The 19,601-nt window shown below is 37.4% G+C and carries 15 protein-coding genes; 11 read left to right on the forward strand and 4 right to left on the reverse strand.

Going from position 1 to position 19,601, the window contains the following annotated elements; genetic code table 11:
- Positions 1–121: 121 nt before the first annotated feature.
- Entirely contained in the window at positions 122–2,146 is a 2,025-nt protein-coding gene (locus V5N67_RS03770) for a M3 family metallopeptidase (RefSeq protein ID WP_332060572.1), read from the forward strand.
- Positions 2,147–2,302: 156 nt separating this feature from the next.
- Here V5N67_RS03770 and V5N67_RS03775 read toward each other — a convergent pair whose 3' ends face one another.
- Together V5N67_RS03775 and V5N67_RS03780 are read right to left on the reverse strand one after the other, a co-directional pair.
- Positions 2,303–3,343 carry an SGNH/GDSL hydrolase family protein gene (locus V5N67_RS03775; protein ID WP_442879240.1) on the reverse strand — a complete coding sequence of 347 codons (1,041 nt, stop codon included), beginning with the start codon at positions 3,341–3,343 and terminating at the stop codon, positions 2,303–2,305.
- A 33-nt stretch (positions 3,344–3,376) separates the two neighbouring features.
- Positions 3,377–4,633: a lytic murein transglycosylase gene (locus V5N67_RS03780; RefSeq protein WP_332060574.1), complete on the reverse strand. Its 1,257-nt coding sequence runs from the start codon at positions 4,631–4,633 to the stop codon at positions 3,377–3,379.
- Between the two features lie 239 nt (positions 4,634–4,872).
- Here V5N67_RS03780 and galU point away from each other — a divergent pair, with 239 nt between their 5' ends.
- Together galU and V5N67_RS03790 are read left to right on the forward strand one after the other, a co-directional pair.
- Positions 4,873–5,763, forward strand: a complete 891-nt coding sequence (gene galU / locus V5N67_RS03785; protein ID WP_332060575.1) for a UTP--glucose-1-phosphate uridylyltransferase GalU — start codon at positions 4,873–4,875, stop codon at positions 5,761–5,763.
- A 39-nt stretch (positions 5,764–5,802) separates the two neighbouring features.
- Positions 5,803–6,801, forward strand: coding sequence for a KpsF/GutQ family sugar-phosphate isomerase (locus V5N67_RS03790; protein ID WP_332060576.1), 999 nt, complete (start codon positions 5,803–5,805; stop codon positions 6,799–6,801).
- 266 nt (positions 6,802–7,067) lie between these two features.
- Here the strand turns inward: V5N67_RS03790 and omp10 are convergent, their stop codons facing one another.
- A complete protein-coding gene (gene omp10, locus V5N67_RS03795) occupies positions 7,068–7,427 on the reverse strand; it encodes an outer membrane lipoprotein Omp10 (RefSeq protein ID WP_332060577.1) in 360 nt (119 codons plus the stop codon).
- Between the two features lie 255 nt (positions 7,428–7,682).
- Here omp10 and V5N67_RS03800 point away from each other — a divergent pair, with 255 nt between their 5' ends.
- From V5N67_RS03800 to V5N67_RS03835, 8 genes are all read left to right on the forward strand, one after another.
- On the forward strand, positions 7,683–9,065 hold the full coding sequence (locus V5N67_RS03800; RefSeq protein ID WP_332060578.1) for a sigma-54-dependent transcriptional regulator: 1,383 nt from the start codon (positions 7,683–7,685) through the stop codon (positions 9,063–9,065).
- 425 nt (positions 9,066–9,490) lie between these two features.
- A complete protein-coding gene (locus V5N67_RS03805; RefSeq protein WP_332060579.1) occupies positions 9,491–11,062 on the forward strand; it encodes a phospholipase D family protein in 1,572 nt (523 codons plus the stop codon).
- 143 nt (positions 11,063–11,205) lie between these two features.
- Entirely contained in the window at positions 11,206–12,705 is a 1,500-nt protein-coding gene (guaB, locus tag V5N67_RS03810) for an IMP dehydrogenase (RefSeq protein WP_332060580.1), read from the forward strand.
- Positions 12,706–13,564: 859 nt separating this feature from the next.
- On the forward strand, positions 13,565–14,851 hold the full coding sequence (locus V5N67_RS03815; protein WP_332060581.1) for an RsmB/NOP family class I SAM-dependent RNA methyltransferase: 1,287 nt from the start codon (positions 13,565–13,567) through the stop codon (positions 14,849–14,851).
- A gap of 144 nt (positions 14,852–14,995) precedes the next feature.
- Positions 14,996–16,552 carry a glutamine-hydrolyzing GMP synthase gene (gene guaA, locus V5N67_RS03820; RefSeq protein ID WP_332060582.1) on the forward strand — a complete coding sequence of 519 codons (1,557 nt, stop codon included), beginning with the start codon at positions 14,996–14,998 and terminating at the stop codon, positions 16,550–16,552.
- Positions 16,553–16,813: 261 nt separating this feature from the next.
- Entirely contained in the window at positions 16,814–16,984 is a 171-nt protein-coding gene (locus tag V5N67_RS03825) for a hypothetical protein (RefSeq protein ID WP_332060583.1), read from the forward strand.
- Positions 16,985–17,620, forward strand: coding sequence for an abortive infection family protein (locus V5N67_RS03830; RefSeq protein ID WP_332060584.1), 636 nt, complete (start codon positions 16,985–16,987; stop codon positions 17,618–17,620).
- Positions 17,621–17,725: 105 nt separating this feature from the next.
- Entirely contained in the window at positions 17,726–18,448 is a 723-nt protein-coding gene (locus V5N67_RS03835) for a glycerophosphodiester phosphodiesterase (RefSeq protein ID WP_332060585.1), read from the forward strand.
- A 112-nt stretch (positions 18,449–18,560) separates the two neighbouring features.
- Here the strand turns inward: V5N67_RS03835 and V5N67_RS03840 are convergent, their stop codons facing one another.
- Positions 18,561–19,601 carry a sn-glycerol-3-phosphate import ATP-binding protein UgpC gene (locus tag V5N67_RS03840; protein WP_332060586.1) on the reverse strand — a complete coding sequence of 347 codons (1,041 nt, stop codon included), beginning with the start codon at positions 19,599–19,601 and terminating at the stop codon, positions 18,561–18,563.

Raw genomic sequence — 19,601 nt, forward strand, 5'->3', positions numbered from 1 at the left:
TAATTTTGAAAGTTTATTTTGAAGTAAAATAAATAAAATTTACAGTATTATCAATTATTATTATTTATATAATGAGATTAATTATTACATTTTAAAGTTTATAATGGAGATATAGAGTATTATGACAAAAGCAGCAGTGCTGAACTGGAAGGGATTTGCGGGACTTCCTGATTATACTTTAATAAGTGATAATGATTTTAAACCTGCCTTTGAGCAAGCACTTAAAGAAGCAGAAGAAGAAATAGAGGCAATTGCAACAATACAAGAATCACCAACGCTTGAGAATTTTTTGCAGCCTTTTGAACTTTCTGGCAAAACACTTGATCGTGTATGTTCAATATTTTTTTTGCATTCAAGTGCTCATAGTAATGCATTTATTCAGCAATTAGAACAAGAATTTGTTGTAAAACTTTCTCGGTATTCTTCAAAAATTATGATGGATGCACGAATATTTTCTAAAATGGAAGTGCTCTATAAGCAGTCGCGACAGGGTGTGTACGATAGTGAAACGACACGTGTACTTGAATTATGGTGGAAAAAGTTTGTTTGTAATGGTGCAAAGCTTGATGAAAAAGGAAAGAAGCGGCTTGTTGAAATTAATGAAAAGCTTGCTTTTTTAGGTGCTACTTTTGGTCAGCATGTTTTAAAAGATGAAGCTGAGTGGATTTTATTTTTAGAGCAAACAGATTTAACTGGTTTACCTGATGATCTTATTGCTTCTATGAAGGAAATTGCGTGTGAAAGAGGCAATGAGGGAGCTTATGCATTAACATTGGCGCGCTCAATTATTGAACCATTTTTAAAATTCTCAGATCGTCGCGATTTGCGCGAAGTAGCATTTAAAGCTTGGTCTAAACGTGGTGAAAATAACAATGATAATGATAATCGAAAAATTATTGTGGAGATTATTGCACTTCGAAATGAGCAGGCTAAATTATTAGGGTATAAATCATTCGCAGACCTGAAACTTGATAATACCATGGCAAAGAGTGTTGATACAGTTATGGATTTGCTTATACCTGTGTGGGAACGAGCAAAAACTAAGGCTGCTAGTGAACAGGTTGAATTGCAAAATGTTGCAAAAAGTCAGGGAAGTAATGAGTTCTTAGCGGCTTGGGATTGGCGCTATTATACGGAAAAACTTCGCACTGAAAAATTTTCTTTTAACGGAGCTGAAATTAAATATTATTTTCAGCTTGATCGTATGATTGAAGCAGCTTTTACCGTAGCAAAAAAGCTTTTTGGGATTTCATTTGAAGAAAAAAATACTGTTGCACTATGGCATCCTGATGCACGTTTATGGGAAGTAAAAAAGTCTGATGGCAGTTTGCTTGGGCATTTCATTGGTGATTATTTTGCGCGTTCTTCAAAACGCTCTGGTGCATGGATGAGCAACCTGCGATCGCAACATAAATTGGATAGTGGACAAAAGCCTATTATCTACAATATTTGTAATTTTGCTAAACCACCCAAAGGGGAAGCTGCTCTTTTATCACTTGATGATGCACGTACGCTTTTCCATGAATTTGGACATGCATTGCATGGTTTGCTTTCTGATGTAACATGGCCATCTGTGTCGGGGACGTCGGTTTCGCGTGATTTTGTTGAACTTCCTTCTCAACTTTACGAGCATTGGTTAACTGTACCAGAGATATTAAAATCTTACGCGACGCATGCAAAAACAGGACTTCCCATGCCACAAGCATTGATGGATAAGATTGTAGCGGCACAGACATTTAATGCTGGCTTTTCTGCAGTTGAATTTATTTCATCAGCTTTAGTGGATATGGCTTTTCATCAGAGAGAAACGGTAACTGATCCAACAATATTCGAGCATCAGGAATTAGAAAGATTACAAATGCCTGATACAATTATCATGCGTCATCGTCCTCCACATTTTACACATATATTTTCAGGTGATGGTTATGCTGCTGGTTACTATTCTTATATGTGGTCAGAAGTGCTTGATGCTGATGCTTTTCAGGCTTTTGAAGAAACAGGTGATGTGTTTAATTCAGAGCTCGCTGATCGGTTAAAGCATTTTATTTATTCTGCTGGAGGAAGTCGTGATCCAGAGGAGCTGTATAAAGCTTTTCGGGGGCGGTTGCCTTCATCAGAGGCGATGATAAAAAAACGTGGATTGTAAAGTATAATGGTATGGTTCATACCATACCATTTTATATTCCTTTTTGCGGTTGAAATTCGTATGAGTTTTTGGCGCATCCATAATCATGTAGAATAGGCTTTTTCTATATGAATCTTTGTTTTTGAAAAAGGGCAAGTTTTATGTTTTTAAAGGGCATCACGGAAAAGAAAAATTATCAGCTCGGTCTATCTGGTGACCATTTGGAGGTGACCATGATTTTTTCATGAAGCTTGAATCTATTTTGTTGAGTAGGTGGGTATTTTGTTGTGCCATGTTATCGAGGGTTATTGGAGGTTGGCGCTTAATATTATGTGGCTCTTGTATAAATTGCAGAGTATTTGTATTGATAGGATATATATTTTCATAGGATGATAGGTGAAAATTTAAAATAATTTCCAATTTTCTTTTCAAATAAGAGGCAATTTTTTGCTTGCCAGCAGAAGTAAAGTTAATACCATCATGAGTACGGAGTGTTATTGTTTTCCCATTAACATCATAGCCTGAAAAAGAAAATTGACCTTCTGCATCAATAAAACCATCCCAAATATCGATAAAACATCCTTTTTTTGTTTCTGTTGCATTTTTATAAAATGTATTAAAGATTCGCATTTTCTGTGTTAAATTATTATTCTTAAAAGCAGGTTGTCCTACCCATATCCATGGTTTGCCAGAATTATGAAGACTTTCAGCAATTTCAGTAACTCTTTGCTTGTAGATGTTCATCCATTCTGGATCTACTGTTCTGAGTACGCCGTTAGGTGTTGTGATTGGTTGATTATCATTTGCACCGATCATCATAACAATAACTTGAGGTTTATTTTTATCAATGAGTTCAGAAATATTGTTTTTCCAAGAATAATAATCCGTTCGAACTAAGCCAGAATCTGGCACTGTATTATTTATGATGATTATATCGTGATTTTCAGTAAAAAGCTTTTTGAGCGCATCAGCAACCGCAAAAGCTACAAAATCTCCTATTACGAGAATACGTTTCACTTTTTCTTCTTTTAGTTTTTGTACAGATTTTTGTGTTACAATTTTTTTTTGTGGTTTGTATATTTTTTGTTCTATAATTTGTGGTTGTTGTTCTTGTTTTTTATGTTCAAACAACGATTCGAAAAAATTTTGTGCCTCACTTGGAGCTTGCTGTATTACAATAAGAGAAAAAGTAAAAAAAAGCAGGCAAATCAAGTGCATTAAACGGAAGTGAAACAAGCACTTTACTCCAAATTATTGTTTTCGAAGGAGGAATAGAACTTCAGGGGAAGGGTGTCCATTATTCTCTAAGCCATGGTGCAGCTGAAAATCTTTAATTGCTTTTCTAGAGGCAGTACCGATTTTGCCATCAACTTCTCCTTTATAATAGCCACGTACAGCTAAACGAGATTGCAGTTCTTTACATTCTTGAAAAGTAAGAGGCTGAAAAGGTCGATCCCAATCTTGAACCAATCCCGGACGTCCTGCAATTCGGTTAGCTAAAAGAGCAACTGCGAAAGCATAACGATCTGCATTATTATAACGTTTAATAACAAAGAAATTTTTTGTTACTAAGAATATAGGTCCTTTTGGGCCATCTGGATACTTTAATATTGCGAGCTCAGATGATGAAGGAAAAGAATGGCCGCTTGCATGTTTTACACCTAGCTTTTTCCATTGTTCAAAGGAATGCCAATCGTTGGGAAGATTTTTCTCTTGTGGTAATTTGACTTCTATTCCCCAAGGGAGATCGGACTGCCAGCCATTCATGTGAAGAAGATTAGCAGCGGTCGCGAGAGCATCTGGAATAGAGGTCCAGATATCACGTCGTCCACTCCCATCCATATCAACGGCGTAGGCAAGATAACTACTTGGAATAAATTGTGTATGTCCCAATGCACCAGCCCAAGACCCAGTAAGTTGGGAGCGTTCAATTTCACCACTTTGTAGAATCTTCATGGCAGCAATCAGTTGTGTGCGTGCATATTTTGCGCGTTTTTTATCAGCATAGGCTAGGGTTGCAAGTGAACGAATGGCATCACGCATTACACCTTTGTTTTCTAAAACTTTTCCATAACTGCTTTCCATTGACCAAATAGCAAGGAGGATGTGGCGATCAACGCCAAAGCGTTCTTCAATTTTAGGAAGCCATTTTTCCCATTTTTTAGCTTGCCGTTGTCCTTCTACAATTGCAATATCATGGACACGATTATCGAAATAGTTCCATGAAGAATCCACAAATTCTGGCTGGTATGCAGCTTTTTTTAAAACTTCAGGATCAATTGTATTGACGTTTTTAAAAGCCATATCAAACGTAGATGATGAAATATTGTTGGCTAAAGCTGTTTGTTTAAATTCTTTAATCCAGTTTTTAAAACCGCTATCAGCGCATAAAAGTGGTGCAAAAAACATTGAAAAAGCATAAAAAACAATAACTAAAGAAATGATAATAGTGCTCCAATTTATAAATTTTCTTGAAGAAGAAAAAGTGTTAGGTTCTATTTTTTGCATTTTCAATTTCCATTACTGTTCAAGTATTTTGATATACGATAACTTCATTTTTTTATTTGGCTTAATTGGTTATGTTTTCAAGCAAATAAGTAAAAACTAAAGTGGGTTATTTTTTTAAAGAAATACTTTCTCATACATTATCTCATTTGTGTTCTTTTCTTGTTTATTATAATAGTAATTAAAACAATTCGTTAAGATGTAGGAAGTGAAAAATTATATGTTTAACCAGGAGGATAAGAGTGCATAAAATTCGAAAAGCAGTATTTCCCGTAGCTGGTCTTGGTACTCGTTTTCTTCCTGCAACAAAAACAGTTCCTAAAGAAATGCTGACTATTGTTGATAGGCCTGTTATTCAATATGTTGTAGATGAGGCGCGTGAAGCTGGTATTGAACATTTTATTTTTGTTACTGGACGCAATAAAGCAGTCATTGAAGATTATTTTGATGCGCAAGTTGAATTATATACAGTGCTTGCTGAACGTGGTAAAAAAGAAGAGCTTGAGCATTTGCACGCTTTACAACCTCTACCAGGTATGACTTCTTTTACTCGGCAACAGCAGCCTTTAGGGTTAGGACATGCTCTTTGGTGTGCACGCGAATTAGTTGGGCAAGAACCTTTTGCTTTGTTGTTACCAGATATGTTGATGCAAGCGAAAAGAGGTTGCCTTTCTGAAATGATTAATCTTTATGAAAAAATCGGTAGGGGTAATATTATTGCGGTTCAAGAGTGCAATCCTAGAGAGACTCATAAATATGGGATCGTTGAAAAAGGCAAACAAATTGAAAATGGTTTTGAAATCATAAAAATGGTAGAGAAGCCAATAAAAGGAACGGCACCATCGAATCTGTACATCAATGGACGTTATATTTTGCAGCCAGAAATTTTTGATATTCTCTCTAATCAAGAGCGAGGAGCAGGGGATGAAATTCAATTAACAGATGCGATGGTACGCCTTTCAAATGAGCAGGATTTTTTTGGTTTTCAGTTAGAAGGGCACACTTTTGATTGTGGCTCTAAAGCTGGTTTTATTGAAGCAAATATTGCATTTTCCTTAGCGCGCGCTGATATGCATAGGCAGGTTTCTGCTTCCTTGAAGAATTTTCTTAAAGGTATTAAAATTGAAAAATGATATAGGTCTCCCATTTAATTTCATTTATCAGATTTGGTTATGACGCAACAGTCTTCTTCTCATATGTCAGTTTTACAGAGCGCTGTTATATCGGCACTTAAAACTATTACAAGTGAAAAACAAGGGCTTAAAGCTCTTGAAGCAGCTCTTCTGGGAAGCCTTTCTTCCTCTTTTGAAGCTGCTGTTCAAACCATCAGGAATGCTAGTGGTCGTGTGGTGATTACGGGGCTTGGGAAGAGTGGTCATATAGGGACGAAAATTGCTGCAACCTTAGCTTCAACAGGAACACCTGCTTTTTTTGTACACGCTGCAGAAGCTAATCATGGTGACCTTGGTATGATTGGGTCTGATGATGTTATTCTTGCTTTATCATGGTCAGGCGAAACCTTGGAATTAAGTGGCATTATGAGTCATGCTGCACGTTTTCGTACCCCACTTATTGCAATGACAGCGGGTGAGCATTCTATTTTAGGACGACAAGCTGATATTGTACTCTTGTTGCCAAAGGTAGAAGAGGCTTGTCCTCATGGGCTTGCTCCTACAACTTCAACAGTTATGCAATTGGCAATGGGAGATGCATTAGCTGTTGCTCTTTTAGAAATGCGTGGTTTTACTGCAACGGATTTTAAAATTTATCATCCTGGTGGTTCTCTTGGTGCAAGCCTTAAATATGTGCGTGATATTATGCATTGGGGTGATAGTATTCCTTTAGTTGTGCAGGGAACAGCTATGGTTGATGCTATGAATATTTTGGTTAAAAAACATTTTGGTTGCGTTGGCGTCGTAAATCAAAAAGGTGAGTTAATCGGGATTATGACTGATGGTGATATCGCACGTAACATTCACGTGAACTTATCGAAATTGAGTGTTGATGAGGTGATGACCAAAAATCCCAAAATTGTTGGTCCAGATATGCTTGTTGGTGCTGCAACAGCTTTTATTAATGATCATCATATTGGAGCTTTTTTCGTGGTTGAAGACAAAAAGCCCGTAGGAATTGTTCACTTTCATGATCTTTTGCGTATTGGCGCTGCTTGAGTTGATGAGTATCTATATCGGATAAAATTTTATTTGATAGAAAAATAGCTTCAACAATAAAAAAATTTTACTGTAGAACAGCGCCATTAAAGTTCCTATTGGAAAAAATAATTGTTTCACATATTCCGTGTATGCAGGCTTCTCTAATAAATATCTAACAAATAATTGTGTCAGTGTTTTAAATATCTGAAAGGAAAGCTGCATTAGAAGAAGAGAGCATGACCTTTGAGTCTGTTCTGCATATTCTATGCAGCTTCGGCTTTTATTTAAAATTTTCGTTTAAGGATAAATTGTGACCCTACACTTGGTGTGCAAAATAGTTGCATTGTGTTATGCGATATCACACAATTTACTCGGGATATTGTGCCACGAAGAATTGAATGTATTTCAATTTCTACGTGTTGAGTACTGACATAATAATAGGTGCCCTCTGACAATTTTTCTCGTGTATCTGCTGCTCGTGTTTCAAAGATACCATCACGGAAAGAAGAAATGATACCGTTTTCATCTACCCATTCACCGTTAATGCCAGTTGATATATTTTGTCCATAGTCTTGCAAAAAACCACACGAGACTAAAGCCAAAGCGGTGATTATAAGACATAAAGTGCGGCAGCTGTGCTTCATTTGTTTTACTCTAAGTTCTGTTATTATGCGTTTTAACTTTTATAACATTATTAAATTACTCTATTAGTCAATACGAAAAATTTTATGATAATCAATGAAAAAACAAAAAATTAGAAAAAAATGCCTTAATGTTGTATTTAATTAATAGCTTGATGAAGCTTGTACGTGAAGCACAAGAGGTGAGATATATTCTTATGGTTTACAACAATTCTTACATTAAGCCGCTTGGTAATCTCAAAGGAGATTATTAAAGTTATGATTGGTCCTATTCTTGTTGCAAGCGAAGATTACGGGAAACGTATAGAGTTTTCTGCTATGCTTCGAGGCCTTGGTTACCGTGTTATTGAAGCAGAAAATGGTCTGCGCACGGTTGATCTTTTACACAGACGTAAAAATATTGTGCTTGCACTTCTTGATATTGTTATGAGCGATTTGAGTGTGAGTGACTTGATAAAAATGATTAGAGTCGCTGGTGTTTTTATTCCTGTTGTTGTGATAGCGCAACAAGATAATCAAGAGTTACTCCAAAAGGCTTTAACAGCTGGAGCTATTGATTACTGGATTTATCCAGTTACACCGCTACGATTGAGAATCACTCTAGATATGCTCGCTTCTGTCTCTGCATTAGAACGTGAGATTCATTATATTCGGCGCAAGAATGAAAATCATTTACAATTTTCTGACCTTTGCATAAAAAGTAAAGCAATGCAGACGGTTCTAGAACAATCAAAAAGAGCGACAGCTTCGTTGCAGAATCTTTTGATTGAAGGAGAAGCGGGGACTGGTCGTGAAACATTAGCTCGTATTATTCATCATGAAGGTTTGTTGTCGGAAGGGGCTTTTATTCGTTTCCAATGTTCAGCTATTGTTGATCCAGAAGAAGAAAATCGTCAGTGGGTTGAAGAATTTTTACCATTAGTTACTTCTCTTGAGAAGGGAACACTTTGTCTTTGTGATGTTGATCGACTAGAGCCCATACAACAAAAGCGTTTTGCACGTTATCTTAAAGAGAGAGCAAAGACTATAAAGGACGAAAATTTTCCTTTTCGGATTATTGCTATTTCAACATCGCGGCTTGCAGATTTGGTGAAAGAAGATTTTTTTTCGCGCAGTTTATTTGAACAGCTTTCTCACTTATCGATTAGTGTTCCTGCTTTGCGAGAATTAAGAGATGATTTTCCAGAGCTTACGCAACGTTTGATTGATAGAATTATTACTGAAACAGGGCGATTGCATGTGCATGGTTTAGCAGGATCAGCTCTTTCATTGCTCATGCAATATGATTGGCCTGGTAATCGGGATGAGCTTGAGAATTTTTTATTTCGTGCAGTTTTACTTAGTGAAGGGCCTTTGCTAACTGTTCGCGACTTCCCGCAGTTAATGGGAAATGCAGTCGTGAGTGTTCCAAATATCATTGAGAGTCATGTTTCAGAATATAATGAAGAATCAATACAGTTTTTGAATGCCGATGGGCATGTCCGTACTTTTGCTGACATTGAACATGATATTATTGAGAAAGCAGTTAAGCATTATAAGGGGCGTATAAGTGAGGCTGCTCGCCGTCTTCGTATTGGACGCTCTACACTTTATCGTAAAATAGATGAATTGAAAACAATAAACAGCCAAGAGCAGAAGTAAAGTCTACGGCAAATTTCACTTCATGAATAAAGAAAAAGTGTGATTTTCAAAAATGGATAGTAGCTTCTGTGAAGGGCGTAGAGGAATTGAAGCTTTTAAAAGGATATCATTTATTGCAAGGCTCAATTATTGAGGATAATTTTGTAAATTCAATGAGTATAAAATTTTATTTAATGGAACTATTGCTACCTCTTTTGTTTATATAAGTTTTTATTATTTTAGTAAAGTTTGCACTTAAGAGATACAGTTTTCATGTTTTTCGATACTCGAGTTAAAGTTTTAGAGCTATTGGTGTCGTGTTTATGTTCTTTTAAGCAAACGGATGGCATTTTGCTTATTGTATGATTTGAGATAGAATCCTTAATTTTAATTATGGTTCGTATCAATGGTGGTGCGATGGCTTGAAAATAGAAAGTTGATCTTCTTTGATTTTGTTGCAGATTGTTATCGATTTTATCATATTTTTTTTTGTTGCGTCTATGTTAGCAATTTATACATATGGTCGTTTTATTAAAAATGCTCGAGGGAAGTGTTCTTACGCATTTACCGTTGAGAAAGATGAAACTGAATTTGATCGTATAGTGAGTAAATTAGCTAAGGAGAAGGATGGATTGGGTGTTGATAAAGATGCCCTTTCGCTCATTATCAATAATTTGGATGCGTTTTGTGTTCGTGCGATAGGAGCAGCACAGGCTGGACGTAGTCTTGATTTAATGTATTACATTTGGGATGATGATTTAACAGGTCGCTTGCTGTTGAGTGAAATAGTGGAAGCAGCTGATCGTGGTGTTCGAGTACGTCTTCTTTTAGATGATATTAATGCTCAGGCACGGGATCCAGCTTATATTGCGTTGGATAAACATCCTCATATTGAAGTTAGAATGTTTAATCCAGGACGGTCACGTAAAGGTGGTTTACGCCGTGGTTTAGAGATTATATTGCGGGCAATCATTGTAACACGTAGAATGCATAATAAGGCTTTCATTGTGGACGGTCGAGTGGCTTTTGTTGGAGGGCGCAATCTTGCAGATTCTTATTTTGACGCAGGTGAAAAATCACGTTTTCGAGATTTAGATTTGATGTTAATCGGCCCGTCGGTTAAAAAAGTGGAAACTATCTTTGATGATTTTTGGAATAGCGCTGTAGTATTACCGATCCATACTTTAGTTGTTCCTAAAAATGCGAACAATCTTGGCTATTGGAGGGATCAATTACGAAAATTCCGTGATTCTAAAGTTGCCAAGGTTTACCTCGATTATGTCAAAGAGCATGTTAATTTTGAGTATTTTATCCAAACAGGAAAGCGATTATTTTTAGCAGATAAAGTTGTTGTTCTTTCTGATCCTCCAGAAAAAGCACTACGCAAAAAAACGGGAAATTGGCTTATGAAGGTACTCTCACAGATTATTGTGGATGCCAAAAAAACTGTTCAGATTACATCACCTTATTTTGTTCCTGGTAAGATAGGGACGCAAAACTTTAGCAATTTGGTTTCAAAAGGCGTTGATGTCAAAATTCTTACTAATTCTTTAGCAGCTACTGATGTAGCACTTGTGCATGGTGGCTATGTGCCATATCGTAAGGCATTGTTGAAAAGTGGTGTTAAGCTTTATGAGTTAAAGCCAGATGGAGACACCCATGGGTTGCGGTTGTTTAGATCAAGTAGAGCAAGCTTACATACAAAAGCTTTTTTAATTGATAACAAAACCGCTTTTATTGGATCTTTTAATTTTGATCCCCGTTCGGCTGCGTTAAATACAGAAATGGGCATTCTTTTTGAATGTGCTCCAATTACAGCTATGTTGGATTTGCTTTTTTCTGAGGAAACAACTGGTGAAATGAGTTATTGTCTTCGCCTTGATGATAATAACCATATTTATTGGGACTTTATTGAAAATGAGAGGCAATATAGTGTTGATTATGAGCCAGAAAGTAATTTTGGACGTCGCGCATTTGCAAAAATAGTGAGTTGGCTGCCTATTGAATCACAATTATAAATCTTACAAATTTACATATCAAATTTTTTTATTTTCCTTTTCATTTTGTTTGTAGCATGGCATAATTCGCCGCCAATCTACAATTTATGAAAACCGCAATTGTAGAGTTACTTGCGGTATTTTGTTATTAAAGGAATTTGGTTATGGCAAAAATTGTTGAAACGGGGACGGGTGCATTGGCACTGACTTTTGATGATGTGCTTTTACAGCCAGGTCACTCTCTTATTATGCCTAGCCAAGTTGATATTAAAACGCGTATAGCAGCTGATATTGAGCTAAATTTGCCGTTGCTTTCTGCTGCGATGGATACTGTAACAGAATCTCGTTTGGCAATTGCTATGGCTCAAGCAGGTGGTCTTGGTGTCATTCATCGTAATATGTCTCCTGCGGAGCAGGCGGAAGAAGTGCGTCAGGTAAAAAAATTTGAATCTGGTATGGTTGTTAATCCAGTGACAATCGGACCAGATGCAACGCTTGAAGAAGCGAAAGCTTTGATGCGCTCTTACGGTATCTCAGGTATTCCAGTTGTTGAAAATGGTACTGAGGGCAAAACTGCTGGGCGGCTTGTTGGCATTTTGACGAATAGAGATGTGCGTTTTGCGTCAGATCCAAAACAAAAAATTCATGAATTAATGACGTATGAAAATTTGATCACAGTGCGTGAAAATGTTCAACTTGATGAAGCGAAATATCTTTTACATCATCACCGCATTGAAAAATTATTGGTTGTAGATGAACAAAATCGTTGTGTTGGTTTGGTGACAGTTAAAGATATTGAAAAAGCGCAATTAAATCCAAATGCTGCTAAAGATTCTCAAGGTCGCTTGCGTGTTGCAGCTGCAAGTAGTGTGGGAAATGATGGGATTGAGCGAGCTGAACGGTTAATTGACGCAGGTGTCGATGTGCTAGTAATTGATACGGCTCATGGGCATTCTCAGCGTGTGCTAGAAACGGTTGAGCGTATTAAAAAAATGGCACTGTCTACAGCTGTTATTGCTGGCAATGTGGCGACTCCGCAAGCAACACAAGCTTTAATTGATAATGGTGCAGATGCAGTAAAAGTTGGTATTGGTCCTGGTTCTATTTGTACAACGCGAATTGTTGCAGGTGTTGGTGTTCCCCAGCTTGCGGCTGTTATGAGTGCTGCAGAAATTGCTGATAAAGCAGGTATTCCTGTGATTGCGGATGGTGGGATTAAAGCTTCAGGTGATTTTGCTAAAGCTTTGGCAGGTGGAGCCTGCGCTGCTATGATCGGTTCTCTTTTAGCAGGAACAGAAGAAAGTCCTGGTGAAGTTTATCTTTATCAAGGACGGTCTTTTAAAGCATATCGTGGTATGGGATCAGTTGGTGCTATGGCGAGAGGATCAGCGGATCGCTATTTTCAAGATGAAGTTCGTGATGAACTTAAATTAGTTCCTGAAGGTGTCGAGGGGCAAGTTGCGTACAAGGGTCCTATAGCATCGGTTCTGCACCAGTTGGCTGGTGGATTGCGTGCTTCAATGGGTTATGTTGGGGCAAAAAACTTAGCGGAGTTTCGTGAAAAAGCAACGTTCGTTCGTATTACTAATGCTGGACTTCATGAAAGTCATACACATGATGTTTCTATTACAAGGGAGAGCCCAAACTATCGGAGACCTGTTTGACGTATAAAAGTTTAGACCCATTTTGCAATAATATACAGCTCCTTTAGAAAAAGATATGGGAATTTCCATTTCTTCTTTTTATAAATTATATACAAAATTCTAAGGATGCAGAGGAAAAGAATTGGAAGTTAATATCCCAATTCTTTCCGTGGATTATATGAAAAGAGGATTAACTTTTTGTAGTTTTCCGTCCTGCCTTTTGCGTACGTTGGCGAGTATTAGTCTGCTCACCTTGGATAGATTTTTTTCCATTGTTTGAGGACACTGTATTGTGGGAGCATTTAGAGGAACTTGTTTTTCCATGATTGTAAGTATTCATTATTTTCTCCTTTTGAATTATCTGGCATAGGCTGCCAGTACAATGAAAACGGTTATGCTAAATAGTAGTTCCAAGCAGCTTGTAAAAAATTAACTTATGCTTTTTAGGGAATAAGATGAATTCCCATGGTTTTGGTAGATGTATTTTCTTAGCTTTTCAGGAAGATAGCATTTTGAATATATTGAATATTTTATATTGAGTGCTGCTTATATATAACTATTAAACACTTAAGTTTATGGAATAGCGAGGATTCGATAATTTTTGCATAGAGCTCCAAACTGGAAAAGATATTTTATGTATGGCTGATAATTTCTGCTATTGCAGAACTCAATAGGATTTTATTACGTTTTAGAATGATAAAAATTGTAAATGGATAGCGTATTAGATGAAGAGTTTGGGTATTATGAAAAAGTATGGTCAAAATTATTTAGTGTTCAATGCAAATTGGGAATGATCTTGAGAAGGTTCTGCTGGCAGTGAAAAAGATAATTTTTTTGCTTACATTGTTTAAAATTTTTCGCAATTTAATAGGAGAAATGAATGCGATTAGGTGGACGCTTGCAGGCAGCAATAGATGTTTTAAAAGAAATAGAAATTCGGCACCGTCCTGCAAGTGAAGCTTTAAAAGATTGGGGGCTTTCTCATCGTTTTGCTGGAGCAGGTGACCGTGCAGCAATTGGTACAATCGTTTATGATGTCTTAAGGCGACGTTATTCTTTACAGTGGCGTATGGATAGTGATGACATTCGGGATATTGTTTTTGGTACTTTATTAGATACTGGAAAAATGACGATTGAGCAAATTGATGATGAGTTAGAAGGAGATCGGTTTGCTCCGCAGTTATTAGAGGCTAAACGGCGTCAATTGTGGCAAAAACGGCAATTAGTTGATGCACCAGACTATATTCGTGCTGATATTCCTCAATGGTGTCAAGCGCATCTGCTTCCTTTATTCGCTGACAATTGGGTAATTGAGGCTGCTGCGTTAGCAACACGTCCTTCTTTAGATTTACGCGTCAATAACTTGAAGGCAACGCCAGAGAAGGTGCTTAAAGAATTAGCAAGAACCAAAGTTCAATCTTTGTCGTGGTTTAAGCAAGCTTTAAGATTTGCGCCGATTGAAGCATTTGGCCGTCATCCTAATGTTCAAGTTGAGCCAGCTTTTCAAAAGGGACACTTTGAAATACAAGATTTGGGGTCTCAGATTGTTGCTCACCTTATCGAGGCGAAAGCAAGTATGCAGGTGTTGGATTATTGTGCTGGCGCTGGTGGAAAAACATTAGCTTTAGCTTCTGATATGAATAACCAAGGGCAAATTTATGCTTATGATTTAGATAAAGCACGTTTAGCTCCTATTTTTGATCGTCTTCGACGGGCTGGTGTTCATAATGTACAGACAAGGACGCATAGAGAAGAATTAAAGCCATTAATAGGGCAGATGGATGTTGTTTTATTGGACGCTCCATGTAGTGGTACGGGAACATGGCGTCGTCGTCCAGATGCGAAATGGCGTTTAACACCAGAACAAGTGCAGCGGCGTCAAACAGAGCAGAGCATTATTTTGAATGAGGTATTGGATTATCTTAAGCCAAAAGGACGTTTAGTTTATATTACTTGTTCTCTTTTTGTTGATGAAAATGAGGGTCAAATTTCTCGTTTTCTTCGGCAAAATCCTAACTTTTATCCAATAAATATGCGAGAACTTTGGCAGCGACATTTTAGTTTTGCGACCGTGCAACCAATCTTTTCAAATTGTGGGCTTACTTTATCGCCAGCAGCAATGAAGACAGATGGCTTTTTTTTATCTATTTTGCAACAGAAGCATTAGTCCATTTTGTAATAGAAGCATTCATCTACTTTTTATGCTTTTTTTATAAAAATAATATTTTTCTCGTGCTAAGTAGCTTGTGAAAAGAGAAAGATTGAATAATAAATTTCACTTACTAATTTTTTGCAATTATATTGGGGTTCTATGAGTACATCGCATTCAGGCACTATTCTCATTATTGATTTTGGTTCACAAGTTACACAACTTATTGCGCGGCGAGTGCGGGCAATGGGTGTCTATTCTGAAATTGTTCCGTTTCAGTTGGCTTCAGAATGGATCAAGCACACGATGCCTGATGCTGTTATTCTGTCGGGGAGTCCTTATTCGACTCTTGATGATAATTCACCGCGTGCTCCTATGGAAATTTTTGAAGCTGGTATTCCAGTTCTTGGAATTTGTTATGGTGAACAAGTTATGTGTGTTCAGTTGGGAGGAAAAGTTGAAGCTGGGCATGAACGTGAGTTTGGGCGTGCTTTTTTAGAGATAGAAGAAGAAAGTGCACTTTTTAATGGTTTTTGGGAAAAAGGATCTTGTTATCAAGTATGGATGAGTCACGGTGATCGTGTAACGGCTTTGCCAGAAGGATTTCGTGTCATTGGGACATCAAAAGGTGCTCCTTATGCTGCTATTGCTGATGAAAAACGCCATTTTTATGCGGTGCAGTTTCATCCTGAAGTTGTGCATACGCCAGATGGTGCAAAGCTGTTGCAAAACTTTGTCCATAAAATTTCTGGTCTTAAAAGCAATTGGTCAATGGCTGCTTATCGTGATCGCGCAATTGCCGATATTCGCAAAAAAGTTGGAAAAAATCGTGTGATTTGCGGTCTTTCAGGCGGTGTTGATTCATCAGTTGTGGCTGTACTCCTTCATGAAGCAATAGGAGATCAGCTGACATGTATTCTGGTGGATCATGGACTGATGCGTAAAAATGAGGCTGAAGAAGTTCTTACATTATTTCGAGATCATTATAACATAAAACTTATTCATGTTAATGCTGCCGATATGTTTATCAATGCTCTAGAAGGGGTAACAGATCCAGAGAAAAAACGCAAAACGATTGGTCGCCTTTTTATTGAAGTTTTTGAAGAAGAAACCCAAAAGATGGGAGGGGCAGAATTTTTAGCGCAGGGAACGCTTTATCCAGATGTTATTGAAAGTGTATCAGCTATTGGTGAGTCGGTAACAATTAAAAGCCACCATAATGTAGGTGGGCTACCAGAACGAATGAACATGAAACTTGTAGAGCCATTGCGTGAGCTGTTTAAGGATGAAGTTCGTTCTTTAGGGCGAGAATTAGGATTACCTGAACAATTTATTGGTCGCCATCCTTTCCCAGGTCCAGGTCTCGCAATTCGTTGTCCAGGTGCGGTTACACGCGAAAAATTGGAAATTTTGCGTGAAGCAGATGCTGTTTACCTTGATGAAATCCGTAAAGCTGGTCTTTATGATGAAATTTGGCAAGCGTTTTCTGTTCTTCTTCCTGTTCAGACCGTTGGTGTAATGGGTGATGGACGTACTTACGAATTTGTTTGTGCTCTTCGTGCTGTAACGTCTGTAGATGGTATGACGGCTGATTTTTATCCGTATAATATGGAATTTTTGAGTAAGGCAGCGGCGCGTATTATTAATGAGGTTAAAGGTATCAACCGTGTTGTGTATGATATAACTTCAAAACCCCCTAGCACCATCGAGTGGGAATGATTACACATTGAGTATTTACCAAGTATCTTATGACATTTAAAAGCATATGAGCTCTTGTAAATATGAATTTTTTCATTTTTTGTGTAGCGCTACCTAGTACCTAGATACGTTTTGGTATAATTAATAATCTCTTTTTTTCTATTGCATGGTAATGGTTTTCTTTGAGTCTAAAGCATCAGTATGGTGCTTTGTGCTGTGTAACCAATAGAAAAAATATTATCAATTTTATTCTTTAAACCTATTGATTTATGAGAGGATGGTATGTCTGATTTAACTCAGGAAGAGCGTTTACAGCTTGAAAAGTTATTTATGATGGGTGGCAATAACGTTTTGAATTTTTCAGATTATGATTATTCAGAATTTTTCAAACAGTATGGTGTGGATATTAGTGCAAAAGAATACTCTAGATATGGTAATTCACAGGCGGAGTGAATGCGTGCTTTTTGGGAAATAGGGCACAATAACACAGTAGGTCTTATCATTAAGGAACTGATAAAGCGTATTCCAAAACCACAGGATTTGTCGAGCGTAAGTGGTTTGCCATTGAGAATAGATTGCGAAATGATTTCTCATCGTCTCCTTGGTCTACCCCTTCTAAATGAGAGTGATTACAATTTCATTGCTGATTGTAAAGATTTTGGGGAATTTGCATATGAGATATTTGGAGCTCTTAGAGAGCGAAGATCTAATCGTATGTTAAATACATTACATACCTATTTTGAAAGGTATGTCCGTAAGATATGTAAAAAGCATGATATTGAGGTCTATGATGTCAAAGGTAAGAAGAAGGAGAAGAAGCCACTTTACGTGATTTATGAAAAGTATGTGGAAACATTAAAAAACGGTAAATACTTAGATTCTTCTATGACTGAGCGTATTATGGAATTCAACGTTGAAGTGATGGGAAAGTTTAATAACGTACGAAATTACCACAGTCTTGCGCATGATAATCAGCTCTTGAATGAAGATGAAAGCCAACTGATTACATATTATATTATATCTCTCATGCAGTTTATAATAACCTTAGAGTCAAAAATTGAAAATCCAAATCATCTCGTTATCAAATAAAGTGGTTGAGTTAGCAATATTCCTTATCTAAATTTTTGCGGATATGGAGTTGATTTTGTAAGCCATTATTATTCTAAAAAACATCAAGAATAGGGAATCTAATATATGCCTGAGAAAAAAATTGTTGCACATCGTGGTGGAGCAAGTCTCTATCCTGAGAATACACTTTCGGCGTTTCGTCATGCAGTTGCATTGGGAGTTGATGAAATTGAGTGTGATGTCCATCTTCTGAAAAGTGGTGAAGTGGTTGTGTTTCATGATTTTCGTTTGGAACAATTGGTGGGGAAAAAGGGATATATTCACGATATTGATAATGAAACACGCAAAAAACTTTGCGTGAAAGGAAGTAGTGAATCTCCTCCTTTATTAGAAGAGTTGCTTGATCTTTTAGTGCCAACCAATATTGCGCTGCATCTTGAAATCAAAACATGTGGTGAGGTTGAACGTGAATATACTTTATCCCAAAAAGCACTTGCGTTGATAAAAAGTCGAAACTTAGCAGAACGGGTTTCCGCAATTAGTTTTGACCCTGCCTGTCTTCGTCCCTTCATTGAAGCAGGAATATCCTCTGGTCCATGTATTGATAACTTTGAAGGTGATATGTTTCATCATTTTTCTGAATGGAAGAAATCAGGATATCGTGATTTAAGTTTGTATGGCTCCCTTGCTTCACAAGATTTTATAGAATCTGCGGTTGATGCGGGCTTTACGGTAGGTGTGTGGACAATCAACGGCAGGGCTCGTTTATCACATTGGTTGGATATGCCTGTGCACTATATTACAACAGATCAGCCTGATCTTGCTTTACAATTGCGTTCACAAAAATAAAAACGATTCTACACAGATTCACTATATAGATAAAACGAAAGGGCAGAAAGAAGTGATGAAGAGAGTTACTGGCGAATGAAATTTATCAGGTCTAAATTTTCGCGATGATGAATTATGTGCGGTTTCCTGTGCTTTTGTTAAAAGTGTGAAAATTTTGATAGGCAACGGTAAAGCTTAACCTTTGTCCATAATCGTCTGTGAAGCGCTCTTTTGTTTCAACGGTAAAGATAATATCATCATTCCAACGTGTTAAAACGTGACATCTCGTTCCAATGGGCTTGATAAGTTCAATTTGCGTGTGAAAAACAGGCCCTTTATCTGGATATTCACCTAACAGAACCGCTTCTGGTCTAAATGCTAAGAGATCAGTTTCTTTATTGCAAGAAAATGAACTGCCCAAATATTGTTCTAGAATTTGACGATCCAGAAAATTCATAGGGGGAGAGCCGATGAACTCAGCAACAAAAGTTGTTGCTGGATGATCATAAATTTCCATAGGGGTTCCAGTTTGTTCGATATTTCCTTTATTCATGACAACTATTCTGTCAGCTAATGTCATCGCTTCTAATTGATCATGAGTGACATAAAGACTAGTTGTACCTAAAGAGCGCTGTAGCGCTTTAATCTCAATGCACATTTGTGCACGTAATTTCGCATCAAGGTTTGAAAGTGGTTCATCAAAGAGAAAGACATGTGGTTGGCGTACAATCACACGCCCCATTGCAACACGCTGTCGTTGCCCCCCTGATAACTGTCGTGGTTTACGATCTAAAAATGGCTCTATTTGCAAAAGCTTTGCAGCATGTGCAACACGCTTTTTAATTTCATCTTTTGGGGTTTTCCGATTTTTGAGACCATATTCTAAGTTTCCACGAACCGTCATGTGTGGATAAAGTGCATAATTTTGGAAAACCATAGCAATATCACGATCAGCTGGCTCACGGTCATTGATACGCTCGTTGTCAATGTAAAGATCACCTGAGGTGACTTGTTCAAGTCCAGCGATGATGCGCAGCAGGGTCGATTTTCCGCATCCTGAAGGACCAACAAGAACAAGAAGTTCACGATCTGCGACGGTTAAACTAAGATCATTAATAACCAAAATACCATTGTCATATTGTTTTTTTATATTTGATAACTGAATTGTGGCCAC

Source organism: Bartonella rhinolophi, from assembly GCF_036576165.1.
Classification (GTDB): Bacteria; Pseudomonadota; Alphaproteobacteria; order Rhizobiales; family Rhizobiaceae; genus Bartonella.

Coding starts and splice junctions, on each gene's coding strand:
- V5N67_RS03770 (WP_332060572.1), top strand. CDS start 122: ATGACAAAAGCAGCAGTGCTGAACTGGAAGGGATTTGCGGGACTTCCT.
- V5N67_RS03775 (WP_442879240.1), bottom strand. CDS start 3,343: ATGCACTTGATTTGCCTGCTTTTTTTTACTTTTTCTCTTATTGTAATA.
- V5N67_RS03780 (WP_332060574.1), bottom strand. CDS start 4,633: ATGCAAAAAATAGAACCTAACACTTTTTCTTCTTCAAGAAAATTTATA.
- V5N67_RS03790 (WP_332060576.1), top strand. CDS start 5,803: ATGACGCAACAGTCTTCTTCTCATATGTCAGTTTTACAGAGCGCTGTT.
- omp10 (WP_332060577.1), bottom strand. CDS start 7,427: ATGAAGCACAGCTGCCGCACTTTATGTCTTATAATCACCGCTTTGGCT.
- V5N67_RS03800 (WP_332060578.1), top strand. CDS start 7,683: ATGATTGGTCCTATTCTTGTTGCAAGCGAAGATTACGGGAAACGTATA.
- guaB (WP_332060580.1), top strand. CDS start 11,206: ATGGCAAAAATTGTTGAAACGGGGACGGGTGCATTGGCACTGACTTTT.
- V5N67_RS03815 (WP_332060581.1), top strand. CDS start 13,565: ATGCGATTAGGTGGACGCTTGCAGGCAGCAATAGATGTTTTAAAAGAA.
- guaA (WP_332060582.1), top strand. CDS start 14,996: ATGAGTACATCGCATTCAGGCACTATTCTCATTATTGATTTTGGTTCA.
- V5N67_RS03825 (WP_332060583.1), top strand. CDS start 16,814: ATGTCTGATTTAACTCAGGAAGAGCGTTTACAGCTTGAAAAGTTATTT.
- V5N67_RS03830 (WP_332060584.1), top strand. CDS start 16,985: ATGCGTGCTTTTTGGGAAATAGGGCACAATAACACAGTAGGTCTTATC.
- V5N67_RS03835 (WP_332060585.1), top strand. CDS start 17,726: ATGCCTGAGAAAAAAATTGTTGCACATCGTGGTGGAGCAAGTCTCTAT.